This is a genomic window from Halopseudomonas sp. MFKK-1, assembly GCF_027474385.1.
GTDB lineage: Bacteria > Pseudomonadota > Gammaproteobacteria > Pseudomonadales > Pseudomonadaceae > Halopseudomonas > Halopseudomonas aestusnigri.
Genome location: NZ_CP114836.1, coordinates 3,128,171 through 3,151,435 on the forward strand (window position 1 = coordinate 3,128,171; position 23,265 = coordinate 3,151,435).

Genomic DNA, 23,265 nt, shown 5'->3' on the forward strand with positions numbered 1-23,265 from the left:
AATCCCGCGAAGCATACAACAGTTTGCAGCAGAAAGCGCATCAGTACCGAGACGATTCAGGGCTTTGTTCCAAGCATATTGATCGCATCAAACTCATGCTGAGTCTCTTGCATCAGCCGGTAATTGTCATGCTGCCAGGGATGAAAGTCCTCACGATAGAAGTCCCGGTAGGCCGACCAGAGCCCTGAAAAGAAACCGTTACGGCCCCATAACCAGCGCATGCCCCGATACCAGCTGCCCACATCGGTGAGTCGCCCGTCGCGGCGCATCATATGCCAGACACCTCGAGTCACATCACGCAGGAAGAAGAACGTCGACAAGCGCATGGCCCTGCGCAGTTGGGCCCGGTCACCGGATACCTGCATGTAGAGATCAAATGCGACCGCCTTGTGCTCGGTTTCCTCCAGGGCGTGCCACCGCCAGACCTGCCGCATCGGCTCAATAGCGCCGTCAAACCAGCGCATTTCACGCAACACCGCGTCCGCCATGATGGCAGTGAAGTGTTCCATGGCAACCGTGGCCGCGAGCCGGCGTTCAGGGGAAAAGTGGGCGTTGGCATAGCGGATACGGCGTCGCACCGGCTCGGTCAGCGCAGTAACGTCATATCCCTGCGCCTCAAGGCGGCGGTTGTATTCGATGTGTTCACGGCTGTGATGCCCTTCCTGACCGATAAAACCCTTTATCAATTGCTGCTGCCTGGGGTCCTTAACGCGGTCGCGGAAGTAGCGCACCGAGTCGATAAAAAAGCGTTCGCCATCAGGAAACAGCAACGACATGGCATTGAAGAAATGGGTTTTGAATGGGTCGCCGCCATGCCAGTACCGCGGCAGAGGATCAGGGAGTTCGAATTCGATACGACGAGGGCTGATCGTCAAATCATCCGGAGTAACGGCAGTCATGGCTCACCTCTTAATGCGCTGCATTGTTGTTATCGGTTTTGCATCAACATCAACGTGATCGGGCTATCTTCGACCCATTCGGACGATTTGACAACACTCATTTTCAACTGGCGATGAGCGGCCAAGACGCTACAGTAAGACGTAACATTCTGTTTCTGCACGCATGCCAACCGACAGCGGGGGACGTCATGAATGCGTTGATAGACGGGCTCAACACGATTTTCTGGGGTTACATTCTGATCTACGGCCTGCTCGCCGTTGGTGTCTTTTTCACCATACGTCTGGGTGCCTTGCAGTTTCTGCACTTTGGCGAGATGGTTCGCTCTCTGCTCGGTGCTCGTGAGAGTGACAAGTCCGGTATCTCACCGTTTCAGGCACTGTGTACCAGCCTTGCATCGCGGGTTGGCACCGGCAATATCGCTGGCGTGGCGGTAGCTCTCTATCTCGGTGGAGCCGGAGCCATTTTCTGGATGTGGATGGTTGCACTGGTGGGCATGGCTACCGCTTACGCAGAAAGTACCCTGGCCCAGCTCTACAAGGTCCGTGACGGTGAAGGGCAATATCGCGGGGGGCCGGCTTTCTATCTGGCAAAGGGACTTAAAGCGCCATGGGCCGGCAGCATTTTTTCCGTTTGTCTGATCCTTTCCTTCGGCCTGGTGTTCAATGCCGTTCAGGCCAACTCTATTGCTGATGCGATGGAGGGCGCCTTCGGCTTCAACAAGCTGATGGTCGGTATCGCTGTCGCCGCGGTCGCGGCCCTGGTGATTTTTGGCGGCCTGCGGTCCATCGCCCGCTTCGCGGAATTCGTGGTGCCCTTCATGGCGGCTGTTTACGTACTGATGGCGTTGGTGGTGCTTGCCATGAACTACAGCGACGTCCCGGGGGTGCTGGCGACTATCGTGAAGAGCGCCTTTGGCCTCGAAGAGGCGGCCAGCGGTGTCGCCGGTTCCGTCACGGCAGCAATGCTCAACGGCATCAAGCGTGGCCTGTTTTCCAATGAGGCAGGGATGGGATCGGCGCCGAATGTGGCTGCAACTGCCACACCCACACCGCACCACCCGTCCTCACAGGGCTTCGTGCAGGCGACCGGGGTATTCATTGACACCCTCGTCATCTGTACCGCCACTGCGGTCATGATTCTGTTGTCAGGCGTATTGGAACCGGGCAATGGCGTGACCGGCACGCAACTGACCCAGCTCGCAATGGAAAGCCATATCGGCGATGCCGGTCGCTACTTTATCGCGTTTGCGATCCTGTTCTTTGCCTTCACCTCGATCATCGCCAACTATTCCTATGCCGAGAATGCGATGATCTATCTGGGGCTTGGCGGCAAGTTGGGCATGTTTTCACTGCGCTGTGCAGCGCTGGCGATGGTCGTCTGGGGTGCATATCAGGCGGTAGGCACGGTATTCAATGCCGCCGATGCCTCCATGGGGTTGATGGCGACTATTAACCTGATCGGCATCGTGTTGCTATCAGGCACCGTTGCCAAGCTGACCAAGGATTACCTTGCCCAGCGCAAGGAAGGTCTGGTGCCGCACTTCAAGGCAGAAGAGTATCCGGAACTGAAACACAAGATCGACCACGATATCTGGTCTTGAGCACAACCAGGGCTCGAGCGGACTCGAGCCCTGGTTCAGCCTTTTATTTCCTGCAGTGAATTACCGCCGTCCACCACCAGCATCTGACCGGTCATGTAGCTGCAGCCCTCACTGGCAAGGAACAACGCCACCCGTGCGACTTCGTCCGGCCGCCCGGGTCGCCCGATGGGTGTATGACGCCCCGCTTCCAGTTCGGCAGGCAGGCTTGAGGGGGTATGAATCCAGCCAGGTGCGATGGCATTGACCGTGATCCCCTGCCCGGCCACCTCGTGTGCAATCGAGCGGGTCAGGCCGACCATCGCCGATTTGGCAGCACTGTAGCCGGCGGTACCCGGAAAGGTCACCAGTGGCCCGGTCACCGAGGCAATATTGATCACCCGACCAAAACCGGCAGCCAGCATGTGTCTGAGGACCGGCTGGCTGACATGTACGCAGGTATTCAGGTTCAGATCTATCTCGCGTTGCCAGTGCTGAAATGCCATCCGGTGAAACAGATCACCAATCGGCTCCTCAATCCCCGACTGCGACATGCCGGCGTTGTTAACCAGAATATCAATGCGCCCAAAGCGCTCCATGACCTGTTCAACCAACTCCGCTGCCTGCTCCGGGTGAGTCAGATCAGCCACCACCGCCAAACTCCGCAACCGCTCCGGATCCAGCTCGTTCTGCCGCTGAAAAATGCGGTTGGTCGTCGAGGTCAACACAACCGTCGCTCCCGCATCATGAAACATGCGTGCGATAGCGAAACCGATACCGTCAGCACTGCCGGCGCCGGTGACCAGAGCCACGCGGCCCCGGAGGTCCGTCATGTCGTGCGGCATCACTCAGCCAGCCGCCAGGTGGTGCCACCCTTGCCGTCCTCAAGTACAACGCCCATAGCAGTCAACTGGTCGCGGATACGATCAGACTCGGCCCAGTTCTTGTCGGCACGGGCTTGCAGACGCGCCGCAATCAGCGCCTCGACTTCAGCGGCGTCGACCTTGCCAGCAGCGCCGGCCTGCAGGAACGCATCGGCATCCAGCTGCAGAACACCCAGTACTTCGGCCAACTGACGCAGGCGCGCGGCCAGCCCGGCAGCTGCGTCAACGTCAGCGTCCTTCAGGCGATTCACCTCACGGACCATGTCAAACAGCACAGCGCAGGCTTCCGGAGTGTTGAAGTCGTCATCCATCGCCGAGCCAAACCGCTCGGCAAACTCGTCGCCGCCGGCAGGCGCCGCCTCGGGCAGCCCCTTGAGCGCGATGTAGAACCGCTCCAACGCGCCCTTGGCTTCCTTGAGGTTGTCTTCGGAGTAGTTGATGGCGCTGCGGTAATGGCTGGAAACCAGCAGGTAGCGAACCACCTCTGGATGGTACTTTTCCAGCACCTCGCGAATGGTGAAGAAGTTGCCCAGACTCTTGGACATCTTCTCGCCGTCAACCCGAACGGCACCTGCGTGCATCCAGGCGGCGGCGTACAACTCGCCGGTCGCTGCCTCGCTCTGAGCAATCTCGTTCTCGTGGTGCGGAAATACCAGATCCGGGCCACCGCCGTGGATGTCAAAGGTATTGCCCAGGCAACAGGTCGACATCACCGAGCACTCGATGTGCCAGCCCGGCCGACCCTCGCCCCAGGGCGAACTCCAGCTCGGTTCACCCGGCTTGGCGGCTTTCCACAGAACAAAGTCCAGCGGGTCCTGCTTGGCTTCGTCAACCTCGATGCGCGCGCCGATTTTCAGGTCTTCGATCTTGCGGCGCGACAGCTTGCCGTAACCTTCGAACTTGCCGACGCGGTAATACACGTCGCCATTACCCGGTGCGTAGGCATAGCCCTTGTCGATCAGCGTCTGAATCATGGCAAACATGCCATCGATATGCTGACTGGCACGTGGTTCCTGGTCCGGGCGCAGCACATTGAGACGCGCCTCATCCTCATGCATCGCGGCGATCATGCGCTCGGTGAGTTGCTGGAAGGTCTCACCGTTCTCATTGGCGCGCTTGATGATCTTGTCGTCGATGTCGGTGATGTTGCGCACGTAGGTAAGGTCATAACCGCGGTGGCGGAACCAGCGCGCCACCACGTCAAACGCAACCATCACGCGCGCATGACCGATATGGCAAAAGTCATACACGGTCATGCCGCAAACATACATGCGCACCTGATTATCGACCAGCGGCTTGAACGCTTCCTTGGACTTGGTCAGGGTATTGTAGAGTGCGAGCGCCATCAGCCCCCCCAGGAGTCACGCAGGGTGACAGTGCGGTTGAAGACCATGGCATCGGGGCGAGAATCGCGTGAATCGACGCAGAAGTAGCCCTCACGTTCAAACTGGAAGCGATCATCCAGTGTGGCCTCAGCCAGCGACGGCTCGGCGCGGCAACCGGTCAGTACCTGCAGGGAGTTCGGATTGATATTGTCGAGGAAGGTGGTGCCCTCTTCGCCCTTGTCCGGATTTGCGGCAATGAACAGACGGTCATACAGGCGCACCTCGCACTCGATGCTGCTGCTCGCCGGCACCCAGTGGATAACGCCTTTGACCTTGCGGCCTTCCGGGTTCTTGCCGAGGGTATCCGGATCGTAGCTGCACAGCAGCTCGACGATGTTGCCGTCAGCATCCGTTACCGCTTCGTCAGCGCGAATCACGTAGCTGCCACGCAGACGCACTTCACCGCCCGGTTCCAGGCGCTTATAACCCTTGGGCGGATCAATCATGAAGTCTTCACGATCAATGTAGATCTCGCGCTCGAACGGCAGCACGCGTTCGCCCATATCCTGCTTCGGGTGACGCGGCAGGCGCAGCTCTTCGGTCTGACCTTCCGGGTAGTTGGTGATGGTTACTTTCAGCGGCTTGAGCACGCACATGGCACGCGGCGCGTTGGCATCCAGGTCGTCACGGATACAGAACTCGAGTACGCCCATGTCGACCACGCCATCAGAGCGGGTTACGCCAATACGCTCGCAGAACTCGCGAATCGCCGCTGGCGTGTAGCCGCGGCGACGGAAGGCGCTCAGCGTGGACATCCGCGGGTCATCCCAGCCATCCACGTGCTTCTCGTCAACCAGTTGCTTGAGCTTGCGCTTGCTGGTCACGGTGTAGTTCAGGTTCAGGCGGGCAAATTCGTACTGACGCGGATGCGCAGGCACCGGCAGATTGTCCAGGAACCACTCGTACAGCGGGCGGTGATCTTCAAATTCCAGGGTGCAAATCGAGTGGGTAATGCCCTCGATGGCATCCGACTGGCCATGGGTAAAGTCATAGCTCGGGTACACGCACCACTTGTCACCGGTCTGGTGGTGATGGGCGTGGCGGATACGATACAGAATCGGATCGCGCAGGTTCATATTCGGCGCCGCCATGTCGATCTTCGCGCGCAGCACCTTGGCGCCGTCGGCGAACTCGCCGGCGGTCATGCGCTGGAACTGGTCCAGGTTTTCCTCAACGCTGCGCTCACGGAACGGGCTGTTCTTGCCCGGTTCTGTCAGGCTGCCGCGGTATTCACGCGCCTGCTCGGGCGTCAGGTCGCAGACATAGGCCTTGCCGGCCTTGATCAGCTCGATGGCCCAGGCGTGCAACTGATCGAAGTAATCGGAGGCGTAGCGCACATCGCCGCCCCATTCGAAGCCAAGCCACTCGACGTCGGCCTTGATCGCATCAATGTATTCCTGCTCTTCCTTGGCCGGGTTGGTGTCGTCAAAACGCAGGTGACAGACACCGCCAAACTCCCTGGCCAGGCCGAAGTTAAGACAGATCGACTTGGCGTGACCAATGTGCAGGTAACCGTTGGGCTCCGGCGGAAAGCGGGTAACAATGTTGCTGTGCTTGCCGCTGTCCAGATCAGCCTGGACGATCTGGCGCAGAAAGTGGCTTGGGGGCGTGGCGTCGGGTTTGTTCATAAGGTCGGCAAAACTCGCTCAGGTGATGCGCTCGGCATCAGGGATTACTCGGGAGCCCGGACTATCGCAATAGTCGCGCGTCCCTAGGCCATCATGACCAAAACCCGTATCATACCCGAAACTCGCAGGTGCCTGAATGCAGCAATGCAGGCAGCATCACCCCCAACCTGTTCGACTGCCCGAGGAATATCCGATGGTCAAACTGCACACCAACTATGGCGTCATCACCCTTGAACTGTTTGCCGACAAGGCGCCGGTGACCGTTGAGAACTTCAAGCAATATGTCCGCGATGGCCACTACGACGGCACCATCTTCCATCGCGTGATCAGCAACTTCATGATCCAGGGCGGCGGTTTCGAGCCCGGCATGCAGCAGAAAGACACCCGCGACCCGATCAAGAACGAAGCTGATAACGGCGTCGCCAACAAGATCGGCACCGTCGCCATGGCCCGCACCCCTGATCCGCACTCCGCCAGCGCCCAGTTCTTCATCAACGTAGCGGACAATGATTTTCTGAACTTCTCCGCACCCACCATGCACGGCTGGGGTTACGCGGTATTCGGCAAGGTCACCGACGGCATGGATGTGGTTGAGAAAATCAAGGCGGTGCGCACAACTTCCCGTGCCGGCCACCAGGACGTGCCGGCCGAGGACGTGATCATCGAGCGCGCCGAACTGGTCGACTGAGACCACGCCGCCGATGCGATATCTGTTTATTTCGGATCTGCATCTGGAAGCAAAACGCCCGGATATTACCCGGGCGTTTTTGCGTCTGCTCGAAACCCGCGCCGCGCAATTCGATGCCCTTTACATCCTGGGTGACTTTTTTGAAGTCTGGCTGGGTGACGACACCATCGACGAACTCGGGTGCGAGGTCGCCGACGCCCTCGCCCGCCTGACCAAGCATGGCACCAAGGTATACCTGATGCACGGCAACCGCGACTTCCTGCTCGGCCGACGTTTTTGCCGCGCAGCAAACTGCACCCTGCTTAAAGATCCTACAACCGTCGAGCTTAATGGCGAGCGAGTGCTGCTGATGCACGGCGACAGCCTCTGCACCGACGATCTTGGCTATATGCGTATGCGCCGCTGGCTTCGCAACCCGGTCAGCCGCTTTGTGCTGCGCAACCTGCCGCAAGGCACACGCCACAAGCTGGGTCGCAAGCTACGCGACGAAAGTCAGGCACGCACACAAATGAAATCCGCCGACATTACCGACGTCAACCTCGGCGCAGTCGCCCACACCATGCGCGCCAAAGGCGTGCTCACCCTGATCCACGGCCACACCCACCGCCCGGCAATCCACGACCTGATGATCGACGGCCAGCCCGCGCAGCGCATTGTGCTCGGCGACTGGGACAAGGCCGGCTGGGCACTTGAGGTGGACGAGAACGGCAAGCGCCTGGAGTCGTTTCCACTGTCGTAGGGGCACGACACGCCGTGCCCGGGGTCCAGATTGCACGGAACGAGATACCGATACCCCCACGAAATACCCCTCGGGCCATGCCGGGCACAGCATGCTGTGCCCCTACGCAAAAATGCCCCACTCACAACGAGCAGACAACAAAAAACCCCGGCTCTCGCGAGTCCGGGGTTTTCTTGCAGCTTGCGGCTTGAAGCTTGCCGCTGGCTCTAAGCCGTCGGCTTAGAGCTTACCTTCCAGCTCCGGTACCGCCTCGAACAGGTCGGCAACCAGGCCGTAGTCGGCCACCTGGAAGATCGGCGCTTCTTCGTCCTTGTTGATCGCAACGATCACCTTGGAGTCTTTCATGCCGGCCAGGTGCTGGATCGCACCGGAGATACCGACCGCAACGTACAGCTGCGGTGCAACGATCTTGCCGGTCTGACCGACCTGCATGTCGTTCGGTACGAAGCCTGCGTCAACCGCAGCGCGCGAGGCACCCACAGCAGCGCCCAGCTTGTCGGCGACCTTGTACAGCATCTCGAAGTTGTCGCCGTTCTGCATGCCGCGACCACCGGAGATGACGATCTTGGCACCCGCCAGTTCCGGACGGTCGGACTTGGCCAGCTCTTCACCAACGAAGCTGGAAACGCCAGCGTCGTGGGCAGAGGCAACCGCTTCAACCGCAGCGCTGCCGCCTTCGGCAGCAACGGCGTCGAAACCGGTGGAGCGAACGGTGATGACCTTGATCGCAGCACTGGATTGCACGGTGGCAATCGCGTTGCCGGCGTAGATCGGACGCTTGAAGGTGTCAGCGCTTTCAACGCCGATGATCTCGGAGATCTGATCAACGTCCAGCAGTGCAGCAACGCGCGGCAGGTAGTTTTTGCCGTTGGTGCTGGCCGGAGCCAGGATGTGGCTGTAACCCTTGCCCAGTTCAGCGATCAGCAGGGAAACGTTTTCCGGCAGCAGGTTCGCGTAGGCAGCGTTGTCGGCCAGCAGGACCTTGTTGACGCCAGCGACCTTGGCAGCAGCGTCGGCAACAGCGGCACAGCCTGCGCCGGCAACCAGAACGTCGATGTCGCCACCGATGGCCTTGGCGGCTGCAACGGTGTTCAGGGTCGCCGCGTTCAGCTCGGCGTTGTTGTGTTCAGCAATAACCAGAATGCTCATGTTCAGATCACCTTGGCTTCGTTCTTGAGTTTGTCGACCAGCTCGTCAACGCTCTTGACCTTGATGCCAGCGCTGCGGGCAGCCGGGGCTTCAACCTTCAGGGTGGTCACGGTCGATGCGGTGCTCACGCCCAGATCTTCCGGCTTGACGACTTCCAGCGGCTTCTTCTTGGCCTTCATGATGTTCGGCAGCGACGCGTAGCGCGGCTCGTTCAGACGCAGGTCAGTGGTAACGATGGCCGGCAGCTTCAGAGCAACGGTCTGCAGACCGCCGTCGATTTCGCGGGTGACCTTGACGCTGTCGCCTTCAACAGCCACTTCAGAGGCGAAGGTGCCCTGAGCGTAGCCGGACAGCGCAGCCAGCATCTGGCCGGTCTGGTTGTTGTCGGAGTCGATGGCCTGCTTGCCGAGGATGACCAGCTGCGGCTGTTCCTTGTCGACAACGGCTTTCAGCGCCTTGGCGATGGCCAGCGAGCTCAGCTCGTCGGCGGACTCGACCAGAACGGCGCGGTCAGCACCCAGTGCCAGCGCGGTACGCAGTTGTTCCTGGGCGGCGGTCGGGCCGACAGTGACAGCGACGATCTCGGTAGCAACGCCTTTTTCTTTCAGACGCACTGCTTCTTCTACGGCGATTTCGCAGAAGGGGTTCATCGACATCTTGACGTTGGCCAGGTCAACACCGGAGTTGTCCGCCTTGACGCGAACCTTGACGTTGTAGTCAACGACCCGCTTAACCGCTACAAGTACCTTCATGATTGCCTCATTCAATGTGTAGCCAAAACAGGGCCGGCCATAATCGTGACTATAAAAAGAGAATCGTTCACGATCAGACCAGATGGAGCCCGACGTTCAAAAGCTCTCTATCATGACTTTCCACGCACAGGTGGTCAATAGGAGCAATTCGACTAAAGGTCTAATAAACGATCAAAACGCCATCTTAGCGTTGGAGCGCAAAACACGGGCTGTTATACTCCGCGGCTTAATCGATCATGGCAGATCAACAAAGAATCGATACATGTGACGGGCCTAGAGTTAGGAGAGAGATAGTGGAACGCGAATTCATGGAGTTTGACGTTGTCATCGTAGGTGCCGGCCCCTCTGGCCTGGCAGCTGCATGTCGAATCAAGAAACAGGCTGCTGAAGCCGGTCAGGAAATCAGCGTCTGTGTCGTAGAGAAAGGTTCCGAAGTCGGCGCCCACATTCTCTCCGGTGCCGTATTCGAGCCGCGCGCCCTGGAAGAACTGTTCCCCGATTGGAAAGAGCTTGGCGCTCCGCTGAACACCGCCGTCGTTCGCGATGACATCTATATGCTCACCAGCGAAGAGAAGGCAACCAAGCTGCCTGACATGCTCGTTCCCAAGACCATGCACAACCATGGCAACTATATTATCTCCCTCGGCAACCTGTGCCGCTGGCTGGCCGAACAGGCCGAAGGCCTGGGCGTAGAGGTATATCCGGGCTTTGCTGCCCAGGAAGCCCTGATCGATGAGAACGGCGTTGTTCGCGGCATCCTGACCGGCGACCTGGGCGTTGACCGTGAAGGCAACCCGAAAGACGGGTTCTACACCCCCGGCATGGAACTGCGCGCCAAGTACACCCTGTTCGCAGAAGGCTGCCGCGGCCACATCGGCAAGCAACTGATCAAGCGTTTCAACCTGGATTCCGAAGCCGACGCCCAGCATTACGGTATCGGCATCAAGGAAATCTGGGACATCGATCCGGCCAAGCACCAGCAAGGTCTGGTTGTTCATACCGCCGGCTGGCCGCTGGACATCGTCGGTACCGAAAACACCGGTGGTTCCTTCCTGTATCACCTGGAAAACAACCAGGTAGTCGTTGGCCTGATCATCGATCTGTCCTACTCGAACCCGCACCTTTCGCCGTTCGACGAATTCCAGCGCTACAAGCATCACCCGGTCATCAAGCAGTACCTGGAAGGCGGCAAGCGCGTTGCCTACGGTGCACGCGCCATCTGCAAGGGCGGCATCAACTCTCTGCCGAAGATGGTCTTCCCGGGCGGTGCTCTGATCGGTTGTGACCTCGGCACCCTGAACTTCGCCAAGATCAAGGGCAGCCACACTGCCATGAAATCGGGCATGCTGGCGGCTGACGCTATCGTCGAGGCCCTGCAGGCTGGCCGCGAAGGCGGTGACGAGCTGACCAACTATGTTGATAGCTTCAAGTCCAGCTGGCTGTACGAAGAGCTGTTCGCAGCGCGTAACTTCGGCCCGGCAATCCACAAGTTCGGCCCGCTGTTCGGTGGTGCGTTCAACTACATCGATCAGAACTGGTTCGGTGGCAAGATTCCGGTCACCCTGCACGACACCAAGCCGGATTACGCCTGCCTGAAGAAAGCCTCCGAAGCGACCAAGATCGACTATCCGAAGCCGGATGGCGTACTGAGCTTCGACAAGCTGTCTTCGGTCTTCATGTCCAACACCAACCATGAAGAAGACCAGCCGATCCACCTGACGCTGAAAGACCCGAGCATTCCGCTGGAGAAAAACCTGCCCCTGTACGACGAGCCGGCACAGCGTTACTGCCCGGCTGGCGTATACGAAGTTGTCAGCAATGACGATGGCAGCAAGCGCTTCCAGATCAATGCGCAGAACTGCGTACACTGCAAGACCTGCGACATCAAGGATCCGTCCCAGAACATCAACTGGATCGCGCCGGAAGGCACGGGTGGCCCGAACTACCCAAACATGTAACGCGCAAGCGCTGCAGCGGCAAGCACCAGGCCGCACCTAACAAAAAACCGGCTTTGGCCGGTTTTTTGTTATCTGGCAGAGCCAGTCAAAACATCAAGTCGCCGGTTGCACGTCAGACAAGATCTCTCACCTGACCTTGCGCACCCTCCTCTTGCGGCAATACATCCACCGCCACACTGAGGCTGTGGTCGCCGCCCCCGGTCATGACCCCCTTGAGCGGCGTAACATCCGCAAAATCCCGGCCCCAGCCGAGAATGATATAGCGCTCATCCGGTACGCAGCCGTTGGTCGGATCCAGCTCCAGCCAGCCCCAGCCGGGCACAAATACCGCCAGCCAGGCATGCGTGGCATCGGCTCCCAGCAGCTTCTGCTGCCCAGGCGGCGGCAACGTTTCCATATAGCCGCTGACATACCTGGCTGCGAGCCCTAGGGAACGCAGACAACCTATGCCCAAATGGGCAAAGTCCTGACAGACACCGCGCTTGCTTGCCAGCACATCCTGAAGCGGCGTTGCCAGTGTGGTGAACTCCGGATCATAGGTGAACTCACTGAAGATGCGCTGATTCAGCTCCAGTACGGCATCGACCAGATTGCGCCCCGGGGTAAAGCTGCTGCGTGCATAATCGGCCAATCCCGGACTCTGAAAAATAAACGGTGAGTCAAGCACATACAGGCGGGCATCCAGAGCATCGCGATTGGTTTGTCGCGGATCGTGTCTCAGCTCCTCGGCCGCCTGCTCCCAGCTGATACTGGAAAAGATATCGGCGCTGGCCCTGGGATGGGTAACAATTTCACTGGTGACCGTTACATCAAGGCTTTCGTGCAGCGACTCGATCGAGAAGTACACCACCCGATTGCCGAAGAAGTCGATGCGCTCCCTCATCCGATCAGGGATAGGCGTGATTACCAGTTGGGTGTTGCTGCAGTCCTGCCAGGGCAATACCCGGGGCAGGATGCGCGCCTCGTTGTGACTTAGCGTCACAGCGCCGCTGTACTGATAATGCGTGGTATGCCGCAACAGATATCTCAACGTGGAGACCTCGATTCAGGGCTGGCCGGTGTAGTGCATACTTACCAGCTGGCGGGGAGCTTCAACATGACTAAAGTGGCTATGCGAGAGCGCGTTGGACAATTCAGACATAGGTTCTATCAACTGATCCAGCAGGTTGCTCAAGGCCTCCCGCGCAGCGGGCGAGCCTTCCAGGTCGGTCAGGGTCTCAATATCGACCAGGTGCAGGCAACTGGTCGCCTGAATGATCAGCCGCTGCTCCAGATTGCGATAGGGCGAGCTACCCGGTGAGGGCAGCTTGGCAATCTGTCGACCCAGACGCTTGAGCATGTAGCCGACCGAGCGCGGATTGGTTTCATCAAACAGCAGCAGGTCGAGAATGGCCAGCGGGTGCAACTGCGAGCGATAGCGACGCCGGTACACCGTCAGGTTATCGGTCGTGGCCAGCACCACCTCCCAGAGCGGAATACCCGGTTCATCGGCATCCAGCAGGGCCAGCTTCAGCAGCTCCAGAGACCCGAGTGTGCGCTCGATAAAGCGGCCAATGTCGAGGAAACGCCAGCCGTAGTGATGCGGCATGGTTTCGTTGCACAGGCCAAAGAATGCAGCAAGATCCAGCACCATCGCTTCCAGATGGCGCTGCCCTACCACGACACCTCGCGTTCGCGACATACTATTAAAATGCTGCCGCAAGCTGTTGATCGCGCGCCAGGTGTCGTCGCCCAAATGATCGCGCACCGCCCGGCTATTGCGCACAAAGTGGGCAAAGATGGCAGGCAACCCGTCGGGCAGGTCATCAGCAAACAGCTGCAGCAGACGATCACGCGTTACGATATATTCACGCGGAAAGCGGCTGTTGGCAGGCAGGCTTTCGTCCGCAAAGGCATCCGGATCGACGGCAATATCCAGCGCCCGCAACAGGTCCGGCATCAGTTGCGAGCCACTCTCCTGCCGGTCATCCTGCAGCAGCCGGGCGAGCGCCTCGCGCAGCAGACGGCCGCGAATATCCAGCCGCTCGCCATAGCGCCCCATCCAGAACAGACTCTCGGCAACACGGCAAGGCAAGTCCTTGCCGTCACGGGTCACGACAATCGGACCCAACGCCTGCCTCAGCAGACTGATGTGCGGCTGCGGCACCGGTGCTGTGACCCAGACATCCTTTACCAGGCGGCTTTTCATCAGCGGCGCGCCTGGCTCCCCGACCCAGGCAAGGCCACCTGGCATCACCCGATAATTGCGTTCATTGACCGGTTTGGTCAGATCATCAGGCTCTACCAGACTGAAGAATCTCAGCGTGGCGCTCTGGCGCTCGAAGGTCTTGGTCTGCGGATTGAACCCCGGCGCTACCGCCGGTGCGATGTGTCGCTGGGCGGTAAACAGATACGGATGGCGCTCCATGCTGATGCGCAGGTCACGCAACGCCTCAAGGCCCATCTGGTCAGCGCGATAGAGTCGCCCCGGCTTGCTGATATCACGCAGAACCCAACCATCCAGTTCAGCGCGTACCTGCGCCAGTGCGGCCGGATCTCCGCACCACAGGGTTTCCCGGCATGGCAGCAGCAGCTCTTCCCCCAACAACTCACGGCACAGGCTCGGTAGAAAGGCCAGCAGGCCGGGATGCTCCAAAATGCCGGCACCCAATGCATTGGCGATATGTACGTTACCGCAGCGTGCGGCCTGCAACAGCCCCGGCACCCCCAGCAACGAGTCAGGACGCAGCTCAAGCGGGTCACACCACGGATCGTTGATCTGCCGCAGGATAACATCCACCTGCTTCAGGCCACCCAGGGTGCGCATGGAAACCTGGCCGTCGCGCACCACCAGGTCATCGCCCTCGACCAGCGAGAAGTTCATGTAATTGGCCAGCCAGGCATGCTCAAAGTAACCGGGGCTACCCGGGCCTGGCGACAGCAGAACGATATTCGGCTGCTCTCGGTGTGTGCTGGCCAGGCTGGCCAGGCAGCGATGCTGAGCCTGCAGAAAGCCCGCCAGCCGTTTGATCGGCGCATCGCGGTAGAGACTGGGCAGCGCGCGGGCCAATGTGATGCGGTTCTCCAGCGCGTAACCCGCGCCACCCGGCGATTGGGTCCAGTCAGCCAGGACCTGCCACTGCCCCAGACTATCTCGGATAATGTCGGTACCGTGGAAAATCAATAGCGGTCGCTCCACCTGCGGCGGATCGTCGGCGGCGGAAAACAGAAACCCGGGATGGGTGTAGATCAACTCGGGGGGCAAGAGGCCTTCACTGATGATTCGCCGGGCACCATAGAGGTCGTCAAGAATATGCTCCAGCAGACGACTGCGTTGTTTCAGCCCAGCCTCCAGCACATCCCATTCCTGAGTGGGAATGACCCAGGGCACGCAATCGAGTTGCCAGGACCGCAACTGACCCGGATCGTCCTCGTAAGGATTGAAGGTGACGCCGTTTTCATGCAGCAGGTTCTGCGCTTCTTCCGAGCGAGCAGCCAGCACGTCGGGCCCGAGCTGGACAATATCATCCAGCACGCCTTGCCAGTGAGCGCGCGGCTGCTGGTTGTCGCTCAGCAACTCGTCATGTCCGTCATGCCCTGGATAGTCCCCGAGAATGGCATTGACTGCGGGGTCCAGATTGGCGAGGTGTTGCATGGAGCGGTTCCTGGTTCAGGCTGAGGTCAGCCGAGTGTGCTGGGTGACTGACGATTATAAACCAGAGCTGCCAACGACAGCGCGGCGCAAATCCAGGGTGTGCGGATACTCCTGACCCGGCGCCTGCCGCACCTCCCCTGCCTTGCCCTGACTATGACCATAGCTCCAGAACCGCGCCATGCGCCGCGCCTCAGCCTCATTGGCGTTAACCGGGAAATGCTCGTAATTGCGGCCAGCCGGATGCACCACATGGTAGGTGCAGCCTCCAACCGAGCGGCCGTTCCAGTTGTCGATCAAGTCAAACACCAGCGGCGCCTGGACACTGATCATCGGATGCAGCGCGGACGGTGGCTGCCAGGCGCGGTAACGCACCGCGGCTACCAGTTCGCCCGGCACGCCGGTTGCCTGCAGTGGCACCTTGAAGCCGTTGCAGGTCAGCTGATAGCGAGCCGGATTGAAGTCATGCACCTTGACCTCCAGCCGTTCGACCGAGGAATCCACATAACGGGCGGTGCCACCACCGGCAACCTCCTCCCCCAGCACGTGCCAGGGTTCAATCGCCTGGCGCAGCTCGATGCGGGTATCTCCGTATTGGACCTCACCCGCATGCGGGAAGCGGAACTCCAGAAACGGCGCGAACCACTCGTCACGGAAATCGAACCCGTGGGCACGCAGGTCGCGCAGTACATCGCACAGATCACGCCACAGATAATGCGGCATCATCCATTTGTCATGCAGCGCTGTGCCCCAACGCGCCAGCGGCTGGCGGTAAGGCTCGGCATAAAAGCGGGCGACCAGCGCTCGAATCAGCAACTGCTGCATCAGACTCATGCGCGCATGCGGCGGCATTTCAAACCCGCGCAACTCCAGCAGCCCGAGCCGGCCGGTCGCGCTGTCGGGCGAATACAGCTTGTCGACACAGAATTCGGCGCGGTGGGTGTTGCCGGTAATATCGGTCAGCAGGTTGCGCACCAGGCGGTCAACCAGCCAGGGCTGCGGTACCTCGCCGGACGGCATCTGCGCCAGCGCAATCTCCAGTTCATACAGCGCCTCATGCCGGGCTTCGTCAATCCGTGGTGCCTGACTGGTCGGGCCGATAAACATGCCGGAAAACAGGTAAGACAGGCTCGGATGGTGCTGCCAGAAGGTCAGCATGCTCGCCAGCAGGTCCGGCCGGCGCAGGAAAGGTGACTCGGCAGGCGTGCGACCACCGAGGGTAACGTGGTTACCGCCCCCGGTGCCGGTGTGGCGGCCATCGAGCATGAACTTCTCGGTACCGAGCCGCGTCAGTCGTGCTTCCTCGTAGAGAGTCTCGGTATTGCGCACCAGCTCAGGCCAGCTGGCCGCGGGCATGATGTTCACCTCAATCACCCCTGGGTCCGGAGTGATCATGAATTTCTCGATGCGGTTATCCGATGGGGGGGCGTAGCCTTCGATGCAGACCGGCAGATTCAGCTCGGCGGCGGTGTGTTCAACAGAAGCCAGCAGCTCCAGGTAGGACTCCAGCCGAGCCAGTGGCGGCATGAAGACAAACAGCTTGCCGTCACGCGGCTCAATGCACAGCGCGGTGCCGATAACGCCGCAGTCGATCAGCTCCGGCCGCTGTTCCTGCCAGTCCTGTCCGGCTGCAACGTGGTGAAGCGAACCCTCCCCCTCGGCGTACATTGCACTGTAGCGGCTGGCCACTTCGCCATGCAGATCTGCCAGCGGCGCCTGCTCCTCGAACAGTGACGTCGGCTGCGGCTCCTCGCGGCGGGCGATCGGCAGCGCCGACAGCGGCAACCGCAGGCCCATCGGTGAATCGCCGGGCACCAGATAGAGCTGCTCGCGACGCAACGGCCAACTGCCGCTGAGCCAGCCGCCCTGCGTCGCCGCCAATGGCAGCGTGTAGCCGACCGTCGCATCCAGGCCGCGCTCCAGCAACCGCGCAAGGCGCAGACGGTTGTCATCGTCCTTGAGGTCTTCGCCGCGCAAATCGACGTCAATCGGTTGCGTGCGCTCCAGCCAGAGGTAATAGTAGGCATCCTCGAAACAGGGGATCAGATGCGAGTCCGAGACGCCAAGGCGCCGTGTCAGCGCCTGCGCAAACTGCAGCGCCTTGGCATCGTCCACGCCGTAGTCCCGATCCATGTCGGCCAGCCAGCGGTCGTCCTGCCACATGGGCTTACCGTCGCGGCGCCAGTAACACGCCAGCGCCCATCGCGGCAGCGGCTCACCCGGATACCATTTTCCCTGTTGATAATGAATAAGCGACTGGGGCGCAAAATGCGGGCGCAGACGCCGTAGCAAGGTCTCGGAAAGCCCTCTTTTGGTTGGCCCCTGGGCAGCAATGGTCCATTCTGGTGCATCCATATCATCAATGGAGACAAAGGTTGGCTCGCCGCCCATGGTCAAACGTACGTCCAGCGCCTGCAACTGCGCATCTACCTGTTCACCCAGCGCGAGAATCTCTGCCCACTGATCTTCAGTGTACGGTTTGGTTACACGGGGATCTTCGTGCACCCTGGTGACGCTCATATTGAAGGAAAACGTCACCTCGCAGGGCTCGGTTGCACCGCTAATGGGCGCGGCGCTGGCAGGCTCAGCCGTGGCGGCCAGCGGCAGATGCCCTTCGCCAGCCAACAGGCCCGAGGTTGGATCCAGCCCGATCCAGCCTGCTCCAGGCACAAACACCTCGGTCCAGGCGTGCAGGTCTGTGAAATCGGTTTCGGTACCGGACGGACCGTCAAGCGCCTTGACGTCGGCCGTCAGTTGAATCAGATAGCCTGAAACAAAGCGCGCTGCCAGCCCCAGATGACGGCAGATATGCACCAGCAGCCAGGCCGAGTCACGGCACGAACCGCTGCCCAGCGTGAGTGTCTGTTCCGGGGTCTGTACGCCGGGTTCCATCCTGATCATGTACTGAATTTCATTGGCCAGACGCTGATTCAGCGAGACCAGGAAATCCGTAATCGAGCGTTCTTCACGGTCAACCTTGCCGATCCAGCCAGCCAGTTTCGGGCCCGCTTTTGGCGTTTCCAGATAGGGCGCCAGCTCTTTTTTCAGCTCGTCCCTGTAGTCGAAAGGGAACTGCTCGGCGTATTCCTCGACAAAAAAATCAAAGGGATTGATCACCGTCATCGGTGCGATCAGCTCCACCTCAATAGAGAGGCTGGTCATCTTTTCAGGAAACACAAGGCGCGCCACATGGTTGCCGAACGGGTCCTGCTGCCAGTTGATGAAGTACTCACCTCCGCTAACCTTGAGGCTGTAGGCATCAACTGGCGTGCGGCAGTGCGGTGCGGGACGCAACCGGATGAGATGGGGCGCAACCGAAATCGGCTTGTCGAACTCGTAGTGGGTTTCATGCCGGAGTGCAACGCGAATAGTCATGTTCCGTTATCCCATCAATGTATGCGGTCAATCCATCCAGCCGATCAACGAAGCAATGGCTGTGCCAATCGGCGAGCGTCCTATTTTGTTAACACGGTTGGGTGACAATTATTCGAGTGCACCCAGCGTCTCATGCCCTGATCCGGTGCATCTGGTATGGCAATTGCAAGTTGCAGAGTATCCCTTCCCCTGGCGGACAGAGTAGCTGAATGAGCAAAGTAAACTGGGACGATTACACATCCAAAGGCTTCTACGATGAACTGATAAAGGCACCAGGGCAGCCGCGACCGGAGGCGGAACTGCTGTGCCAATACCTCGCCAACCTCGATGCCCGCGAGCTGAGCGAACACAAGACGGCGGCCGAAGTTGCCATCCAGCTGATGGGCATCACCTTCACTGTCTACACCGAAGGCAACATGATCGACCGAGCCTGGCCCTTCGACATCGTGCCGCGCATCATCCCGCTGGCCGAATGGCAAAAGACCGACGCCGGACTCAAGCAGCGGGTACAGGCGCTCAACATGTTTATCGACGACCTTTACCACGACCAGAAGATCGTCAAGGACGGCGTGGTGCCGCGCGAAGTGCTGGCCCAGTCGGTCAACTTCCGTCCGCAGTGCGTCGGCATCTCCACGCCGCATAACGTCTGGGCACATATCTGCGGCTCGGACCTGGTGCGCGACAAGGACGGCACCCTCTACGTGCTGGAAGACAACTTGCGTGTGCCGTCTGGTGTGTCGTACATGCTCGAGAACCGCAACGTCACCAAGCGCGTCATGCCCGACCTGTTCGCCACCGGCCAGATTCAGCCGGTCGACGACTACACCGCGCAGTTGTACGACATGCTCGCGTCACTCTCGCCCCGTCCCGGCGACGACCCGTGCATCGTCATTCTGACCCCCGGCATATACAACTCCGCCTACTACGAGCACTCCTACCTTGCCCAGCAGATGGGCGTGCAGCTGGTTGAGGGCACGGATCTAGTGGTTGGCGACGACGACTGCGTCTACATGCGCCGCATCGACGGGCTGGCCCGGGTCGACGTGATCTACCGCCGGGTCGACGACATGTTCATCGACCCCGAGGTGTTCAACCCCGAGTCCATGCTCGGCGTGCACGGCCTGATGCGCGCCTGGCGCAAGGGCAACGTGGCACTGGCCAATGCGCCGGGCGCCGGCGTGGCCGATGACAAGGTGATCTACGCCTTCGTGCCCAAGATCATCGAGTACTACCTCGGCGAGCAGCCGCTGCTGCCGAATGTACCCAGCTACCTGTGCATGTTCGAGGACGACCGCAAATACGTGCTCGACAACCTCGACAAGCTGGTGGTCAAGCCCGCCAACGAGTCCGGCGGCTACGGCATGCTGATCGGCCCGCACGCCAGCAAGAAGGAACGCGACAAATTTGCCGAGCTGATCAAGGCAGACCCGCGCAACTACATGGCGCAGCCAACCCTCAGTCTTTCGACCTCGCCAACCCTGTGCGGCAACAACCAGATGGAGCCACGTCACGTCGACCTGCGGCCGTTCATCCTGTCCGGGGAGTCTACCTGGGTTACCACCGGCGGCCTGACCCGGGTCGCACTTACCAAGGGATCGCTGGTCGTCAACTCCTCTCAGGGCGGCGGCAGCAAGGACACCTGGATCGTAGACCTGGCGGGGAACTGACCAATGCTTTCACGAGTTGCCGAAAACGTTTACTGGATGGCCCGCTATCTGGAGCGCGCCGAAGATACCGCTCGCCTGCTGAGTGTGAACAGCCACCTGTTGCTGGACCTGCCGCGCGCAACCAAGCTCGGCTGGTCCGAAATCATCGCCATTACCGGCAATGACGAATTGTTCGACGAGTTCTACCCCACCCGTGACGAAGCCAGCGTGCTGTCGTTCATGTGTGGCGACCGTCGCTACCCCGGCTCGATCCTCAGCTCGCTGGCCGCCGCGCGGGAGAACCTGCGCACCACCCGCGACGTCATCCCGCGGGAGATTTGGGAAGAGGTCAACCAGCTGTACCTGAGCGTTAAGGAGCAGGTTGGCTCAGGTATCACTCCGCGCCGGCGCGATGCATTTTTGGGCCGGGTGATCCGCAGCTGTCAGACCGTCAATGGTCTCATTGAAGGTACGCTCAGCTATACGCCGGTGCGCTCCTTTCTGATCGTCGGACGACAGCTCGAACGGGCAGATATGACCACCCGCATCATTGATGTGCGCTCGGCCAATCTGCTGCCGCGCAGCGCAGAAGACCTCAAGCCCTTCGAGACCTTGCAGTGGATGAGTGTGCTCAAGTCACTGACTGGCTACCAGATGTACCGCCAGCATGTACGCCTGCGTATCCGCGGGCCGGACGTGCTCAGTTTTCTGCTGCAGGACCAGCTATTCCCGCGCAGCGTCGCCTGCTGCATGGACCGTCTGGCAGAAGCGCTGCAAGGTTTGCCACGTCATGAACTGGCACTGAAGGAAGTCGAAACCTGCCGGCAGGACCTGAGCAAGCCGGACGTAACGCTGCTGGCTGCAGAACCGGATCAGTTGCACGCCTTTGTCGATGAAATCCAGATCGATTTCGACGACCTGCACGCGGCAATCAGCCAGACCTACTTTGCCCAGCAGGAACTCAATCAGAGCCAGAGTCAGAGCGCGAGCTGAGGCCCCCCGCTGCCGAGAGCTCAACACCTCGGCGGCGGGACACCTCAATCAGGCAGCTACGATCGGGATCAGGCGCGGGCGGGTCGGATTGGACGGCAGCGGGGGCAAGCCGTGAGCGGCTCTGGCGCGCTGACAGTCCGGGCTGTCCAGCCCGTTTTCACCGTGAAATGGGAAGTCACGGCAAGGACTCGGGCGCTTCTCGTAGATACTGCAGCGAACGCCCTCACCGACCGTTCCCATCAGACCCACACAACGCGGCTGGGGCTGATTGGTGCCCTGCATGCAGGCACGGTACGGTGTTATCTGTTCAGTAAGCTGGGTGGGTACGTCACCCCCTGGGGCACTGTCAGTTTCTCCCCAGTAAAAAGACACCCTGAATGTGGCGCAACAGGCACCGCAGTTCAGACAGGGCGAATGGTCGCTCATTTCATCGCAATCCTCATGCTGCTCCGGAGCGCGTTTTTTACTCCGCGCCGCGTCGCCGCACAAGAGCCCGGAGACAGCGCCCCGAACTTTATTTTGTAACCACCATCACGACGCTGGATGGCAGACCATTTGGCCGCCGCAGCGCTTTCTGCTTCGCCGCCGGACAGGCTACTATCGACGGCTCACGAACAAGACGGATAGATCCATGGCAAACAGCAACTGCATCGCCGGCGTTGACCTGGAACGGCTCTCGCGCATCGGCACTCACCTGCAATCGGCCTATATTGACGCAGGCAAGCTGCCCGGCGCTCTGACTCTGGTGGCGCGCCGTGGCCAGGTTGTCTATTGCGAAGCACAAGGGCTGAGAGACGTAGAGCGCGGCCTGCCGGTCGAGCGCGATACGCTGTTCCGCATCTACTCGATGACCAAGCCGGTCACCTCTGTTGCCCTGATGCAGCTGTACGAACAAGGTCGCTTTCTGCTGGATGACCCGGTCCACAAGTACATCCCCAGCTGGAGCAACCTGCGCGTCTACAAGACCGGCAGCCATCCGCACATTCTGACCACGCCCTGCGAGCGCCCCATGACCATCCGTGACCTGCTGACCCACCAGTCCGGTCTGACCTATGGCTTCATGAATCGCACCAACGTCGACGCCGCCTACCGGGCGCTCAAACTCGATGGCGGCCCCGGCCTGACCCTCGACCGTCTGATCGACGAACTGTCACGACTGCCGCTTGAGTTCTCGCCCGGCACCGCCTGGAACTACTCGGTGGCGACAGACGTCTGCGGTTATCTGGTGCAAGTACTGTCGGGCTTGAGTCTGGACGACTACTTCAAGCGCCATATCTTCGACCCGCTGGAGATGACCGACACCTTCTTCACCGTCCCGGCCGACCGCATCCCACGCTTCGCCGCCTGCTATCAGTTCCAGCCCGGCGGCAGCTTCAGCCTGCAGGACGATCCGCAGGACTCCAGTTTCACCAAAGCCCACGACTTTCTCTCCGGCGGCGGCGGCCTGGTCTCGACCATCGACGACTACTACCGCTTTGCCCAGGCGCTGGCCAATGGCGGAGAGCTGAACGGCGCCCGTATCATCGGCCGCAAAACGCTCGAATTCATGCGCATGAACCACCTGCCCAACAATCAAGACCTACCTGGTGTCTCCGTCGGCTCGTTCAGCGAAACACCCTACGAAGGCAGCGGCTTCGGCCTCGGCTTCTCGGTCAAGATCGACGTCGCCAAATCGCAGACCAACGGCTCGGTCGGCGAATACGGCTGGGGCGGCATGGCCAGCACCAACTTCTTCGTCGACCCGGTTGAGGATTTGCTGATGGTGTTTATGACGCAGCTGATTCCGTCGTCGAGTTATCCAGTGCGGCAGGAGTTGCGGGCGATCATCAATGGCGCGTTGGTGGATTGAGGTTTGCAGGCTGCTTTGCCGTATGGCACCGGCGCCGCTGGATAGTCTCAACCCATTGCAGTTCGTCGTTAAGGCTGATTGCCAAGCTGGCAGGTGATTCGTTTTTCGCCTT

Annotated in this window: 17 protein-coding genes; 7 read left to right on the forward strand and 10 right to left on the reverse strand. The window is 60.1% G+C overall.

What is annotated here, in order from left to right; genetic code table 11:
• Positions 1–56: 56 nt before the first annotated feature.
• Entirely contained in the window at positions 57–899 is an 843-nt protein-coding gene (locus O5O48_RS14570; protein ID WP_269687391.1) for a metal-dependent hydrolase, read from the reverse strand.
• A gap of 188 nt (positions 900–1,087) precedes the next feature.
• Here O5O48_RS14570 and O5O48_RS14575 point away from each other — a divergent pair, with 188 nt between their 5' ends.
• The gene (locus tag O5O48_RS14575; protein WP_269687392.1) at positions 1,088–2,500 is read left to right on the forward strand and encodes an alanine/glycine:cation symporter family protein; all 1,413 of its coding nucleotides are present in this window, start codon (positions 1,088–1,090) and stop codon (positions 2,498–2,500) included.
• Positions 2,501–2,535: 35 nt separating this feature from the next.
• Here the strand turns inward: O5O48_RS14575 and O5O48_RS14580 are convergent, their stop codons facing one another.
• The 3 genes from O5O48_RS14580 to O5O48_RS14590 are packed head-to-tail and all read right to left on the reverse strand — an operon-like array spanning position 2,536 to position 6,373.
• Positions 2,536–3,309 (reverse strand): SDR family NAD(P)-dependent oxidoreductase, encoded by a 774-nt coding sequence (locus tag O5O48_RS14580; protein ID WP_269687393.1) that lies wholly within the window; start codon positions 3,307–3,309, stop codon positions 2,536–2,538.
• Positions 3,310–3,320: 11 nt separating this feature from the next.
• The gene (gene cysS, locus O5O48_RS14585; protein ID WP_228245005.1) at positions 3,321–4,706 is read right to left on the reverse strand and encodes a cysteine--tRNA ligase; all 1,386 of its coding nucleotides are present in this window, start codon (positions 4,704–4,706) and stop codon (positions 3,321–3,323) included.
• Complete coding sequence (locus tag O5O48_RS14590) at positions 4,706–6,373, reverse strand: glutamine--tRNA ligase/YqeY domain fusion protein (protein ID WP_269687394.1); 1,668 nt, start codon at positions 6,371–6,373, stop codon at positions 4,706–4,708. The genes cysS and O5O48_RS14590 overlap by 1 nt, the downstream gene beginning before the upstream one ends.
• A gap of 193 nt (positions 6,374–6,566) precedes the next feature.
• Between O5O48_RS14590 and O5O48_RS14595 the strand changes: the two genes are divergently transcribed.
• A complete protein-coding gene (locus tag O5O48_RS14595; protein ID WP_088274318.1) occupies positions 6,567–7,061 on the forward strand; it encodes a peptidylprolyl isomerase in 495 nt (164 codons plus the stop codon).
• Between the two features lie 13 nt (positions 7,062–7,074).
• Positions 7,075–7,800: a UDP-2,3-diacylglucosamine diphosphatase gene (locus tag O5O48_RS14600; protein WP_269687395.1), complete on the forward strand. Its 726-nt coding sequence runs from the start codon at positions 7,075–7,077 to the stop codon at positions 7,798–7,800.
• Positions 7,801–8,019: 219 nt separating this feature from the next.
• Here O5O48_RS14600 and O5O48_RS14605 read toward each other — a convergent pair whose 3' ends face one another.
• Both O5O48_RS14605 and O5O48_RS14610 read right to left on the reverse strand, forming a co-directional pair.
• The gene (locus O5O48_RS14605) at positions 8,020–8,949 is read right to left on the reverse strand and encodes an electron transfer flavoprotein subunit alpha/FixB family protein (protein WP_228245008.1); all 930 of its coding nucleotides are present in this window, start codon (positions 8,947–8,949) and stop codon (positions 8,020–8,022) included.
• A 2-nt stretch (positions 8,950–8,951) separates the two neighbouring features.
• Complete coding sequence (locus O5O48_RS14610) at positions 8,952–9,701, reverse strand: electron transfer flavoprotein subunit beta/FixA family protein (protein ID WP_228245009.1); 750 nt, start codon at positions 9,699–9,701, stop codon at positions 8,952–8,954.
• 293 nt (positions 9,702–9,994) lie between these two features.
• Here O5O48_RS14610 and O5O48_RS14615 point away from each other — a divergent pair, with 293 nt between their 5' ends.
• On the forward strand, positions 9,995–11,659 hold the full coding sequence (locus O5O48_RS14615) for an electron transfer flavoprotein-ubiquinone oxidoreductase (protein ID WP_088277884.1): 1,665 nt from the start codon (positions 9,995–9,997) through the stop codon (positions 11,657–11,659).
• Between the two features lie 112 nt (positions 11,660–11,771).
• Here O5O48_RS14615 and O5O48_RS14620 read toward each other — a convergent pair whose 3' ends face one another.
• From O5O48_RS14620 to O5O48_RS14630, 3 genes are read right to left on the reverse strand one after another with little or no spacing between them, the layout of a single operon-like run.
• On the reverse strand, positions 11,772–12,689 hold the full coding sequence (locus O5O48_RS14620) for a transglutaminase family protein (protein WP_088277882.1): 918 nt from the start codon (positions 12,687–12,689) through the stop codon (positions 11,772–11,774).
• 15 nt (positions 12,690–12,704) lie between these two features.
• The gene (locus O5O48_RS14625; RefSeq protein ID WP_269687396.1) at positions 12,705–15,293 is read right to left on the reverse strand and encodes a circularly permuted type 2 ATP-grasp protein; all 2,589 of its coding nucleotides are present in this window, start codon (positions 15,291–15,293) and stop codon (positions 12,705–12,707) included.
• Positions 15,294–15,347: 54 nt separating this feature from the next.
• Positions 15,348–18,665 (reverse strand): transglutaminase family protein, encoded by a 3,318-nt coding sequence (locus O5O48_RS14630; RefSeq protein WP_233049601.1) that lies wholly within the window; start codon positions 18,663–18,665, stop codon positions 15,348–15,350.
• A 209-nt stretch (positions 18,666–18,874) separates the two neighbouring features.
• On the opposite strand from O5O48_RS14630, the gene O5O48_RS14635 reads away from it, so the two are divergent.
• Both O5O48_RS14635 and O5O48_RS14640 read left to right on the forward strand, forming a co-directional pair.
• Positions 18,875–20,332, forward strand: coding sequence for a circularly permuted type 2 ATP-grasp protein (locus O5O48_RS14635; protein ID WP_228245013.1), 1,458 nt, complete (start codon positions 18,875–18,877; stop codon positions 20,330–20,332).
• A gap of 3 nt (positions 20,333–20,335) precedes the next feature.
• Positions 20,336–21,304 carry an alpha-E domain-containing protein gene (locus tag O5O48_RS14640; RefSeq protein ID WP_104738401.1) on the forward strand — a complete coding sequence of 323 codons (969 nt, stop codon included), beginning with the start codon at positions 20,336–20,338 and terminating at the stop codon, positions 21,302–21,304.
• Positions 21,305–21,352: 48 nt separating this feature from the next.
• Here O5O48_RS14640 and O5O48_RS14645 read toward each other — a convergent pair whose 3' ends face one another.
• Complete coding sequence (locus tag O5O48_RS14645; protein WP_088277872.1) at positions 21,353–21,730, reverse strand: YkgJ family cysteine cluster protein; 378 nt, start codon at positions 21,728–21,730, stop codon at positions 21,353–21,355.
• Positions 21,731–21,935: 205 nt separating this feature from the next.
• Here O5O48_RS14645 and O5O48_RS14650 point away from each other — a divergent pair, with 205 nt between their 5' ends.
• Entirely contained in the window at positions 21,936–23,153 is a 1,218-nt protein-coding gene (locus O5O48_RS14650; protein ID WP_269687397.1) for a serine hydrolase domain-containing protein, read from the forward strand.
• The last annotated feature ends 112 nt before the right edge of the window (positions 23,154–23,265 follow it).

Bases quoted from the DNA above. Each gene is read 5' to 3' on its own strand.
- O5O48_RS14570 (WP_269687391.1), bottom strand. From the start codon at position 899: ATGACTGCCGTTACTCCGGATGATTTGACGATCAGCCCTCGTCGTATC.
- O5O48_RS14575 (WP_269687392.1), top strand. From the start codon at position 1,088: ATGAATGCGTTGATAGACGGGCTCAACACGATTTTCTGGGGTTACATT.
- O5O48_RS14580 (WP_269687393.1), bottom strand. From the start codon at position 3,309: ATGACGGACCTCCGGGGCCGCGTGGCTCTGGTCACCGGCGCCGGCAGT.
- cysS (WP_228245005.1), bottom strand. From the start codon at position 4,706: ATGGCGCTCGCACTCTACAATACCCTGACCAAGTCCAAGGAAGCGTTC.
- O5O48_RS14590 (WP_269687394.1), bottom strand. From the start codon at position 6,373: ATGAACAAACCCGACGCCACGCCCCCAAGCCACTTTCTGCGCCAGATC.
- O5O48_RS14595 (WP_088274318.1), top strand. From the start codon at position 6,567: ATGGTCAAACTGCACACCAACTATGGCGTCATCACCCTTGAACTGTTT.
- O5O48_RS14600 (WP_269687395.1), top strand. From the start codon at position 7,075: ATGCGATATCTGTTTATTTCGGATCTGCATCTGGAAGCAAAACGCCCG.
- O5O48_RS14605 (WP_228245008.1), bottom strand. From the start codon at position 8,949: ATGAGCATTCTGGTTATTGCTGAACACAACAACGCCGAGCTGAACGCG.
- O5O48_RS14610 (WP_228245009.1), bottom strand. From the start codon at position 9,701: ATGAAGGTACTTGTAGCGGTTAAGCGGGTCGTTGACTACAACGTCAAG.
- O5O48_RS14625 (WP_269687396.1), bottom strand. From the start codon at position 15,293: ATGCAACACCTCGCCAATCTGGACCCCGCAGTCAATGCCATTCTCGGG.
- O5O48_RS14630 (WP_233049601.1), bottom strand. From the start codon at position 18,665: ATGACTATTCGCGTTGCACTCCGGCATGAAACCCACTACGAGTTCGAC.
- O5O48_RS14635 (WP_228245013.1), top strand. From the start codon at position 18,875: ATGAGCAAAGTAAACTGGGACGATTACACATCCAAAGGCTTCTACGAT.
- O5O48_RS14640 (WP_104738401.1), top strand. From the start codon at position 20,336: ATGCTTTCACGAGTTGCCGAAAACGTTTACTGGATGGCCCGCTATCTG.
- O5O48_RS14645 (WP_088277872.1), bottom strand. From the start codon at position 21,730: ATGAGCGACCATTCGCCCTGTCTGAACTGCGGTGCCTGTTGCGCCACA.
- O5O48_RS14650 (WP_269687397.1), top strand. From the start codon at position 21,936: ATGGCAAACAGCAACTGCATCGCCGGCGTTGACCTGGAACGGCTCTCG.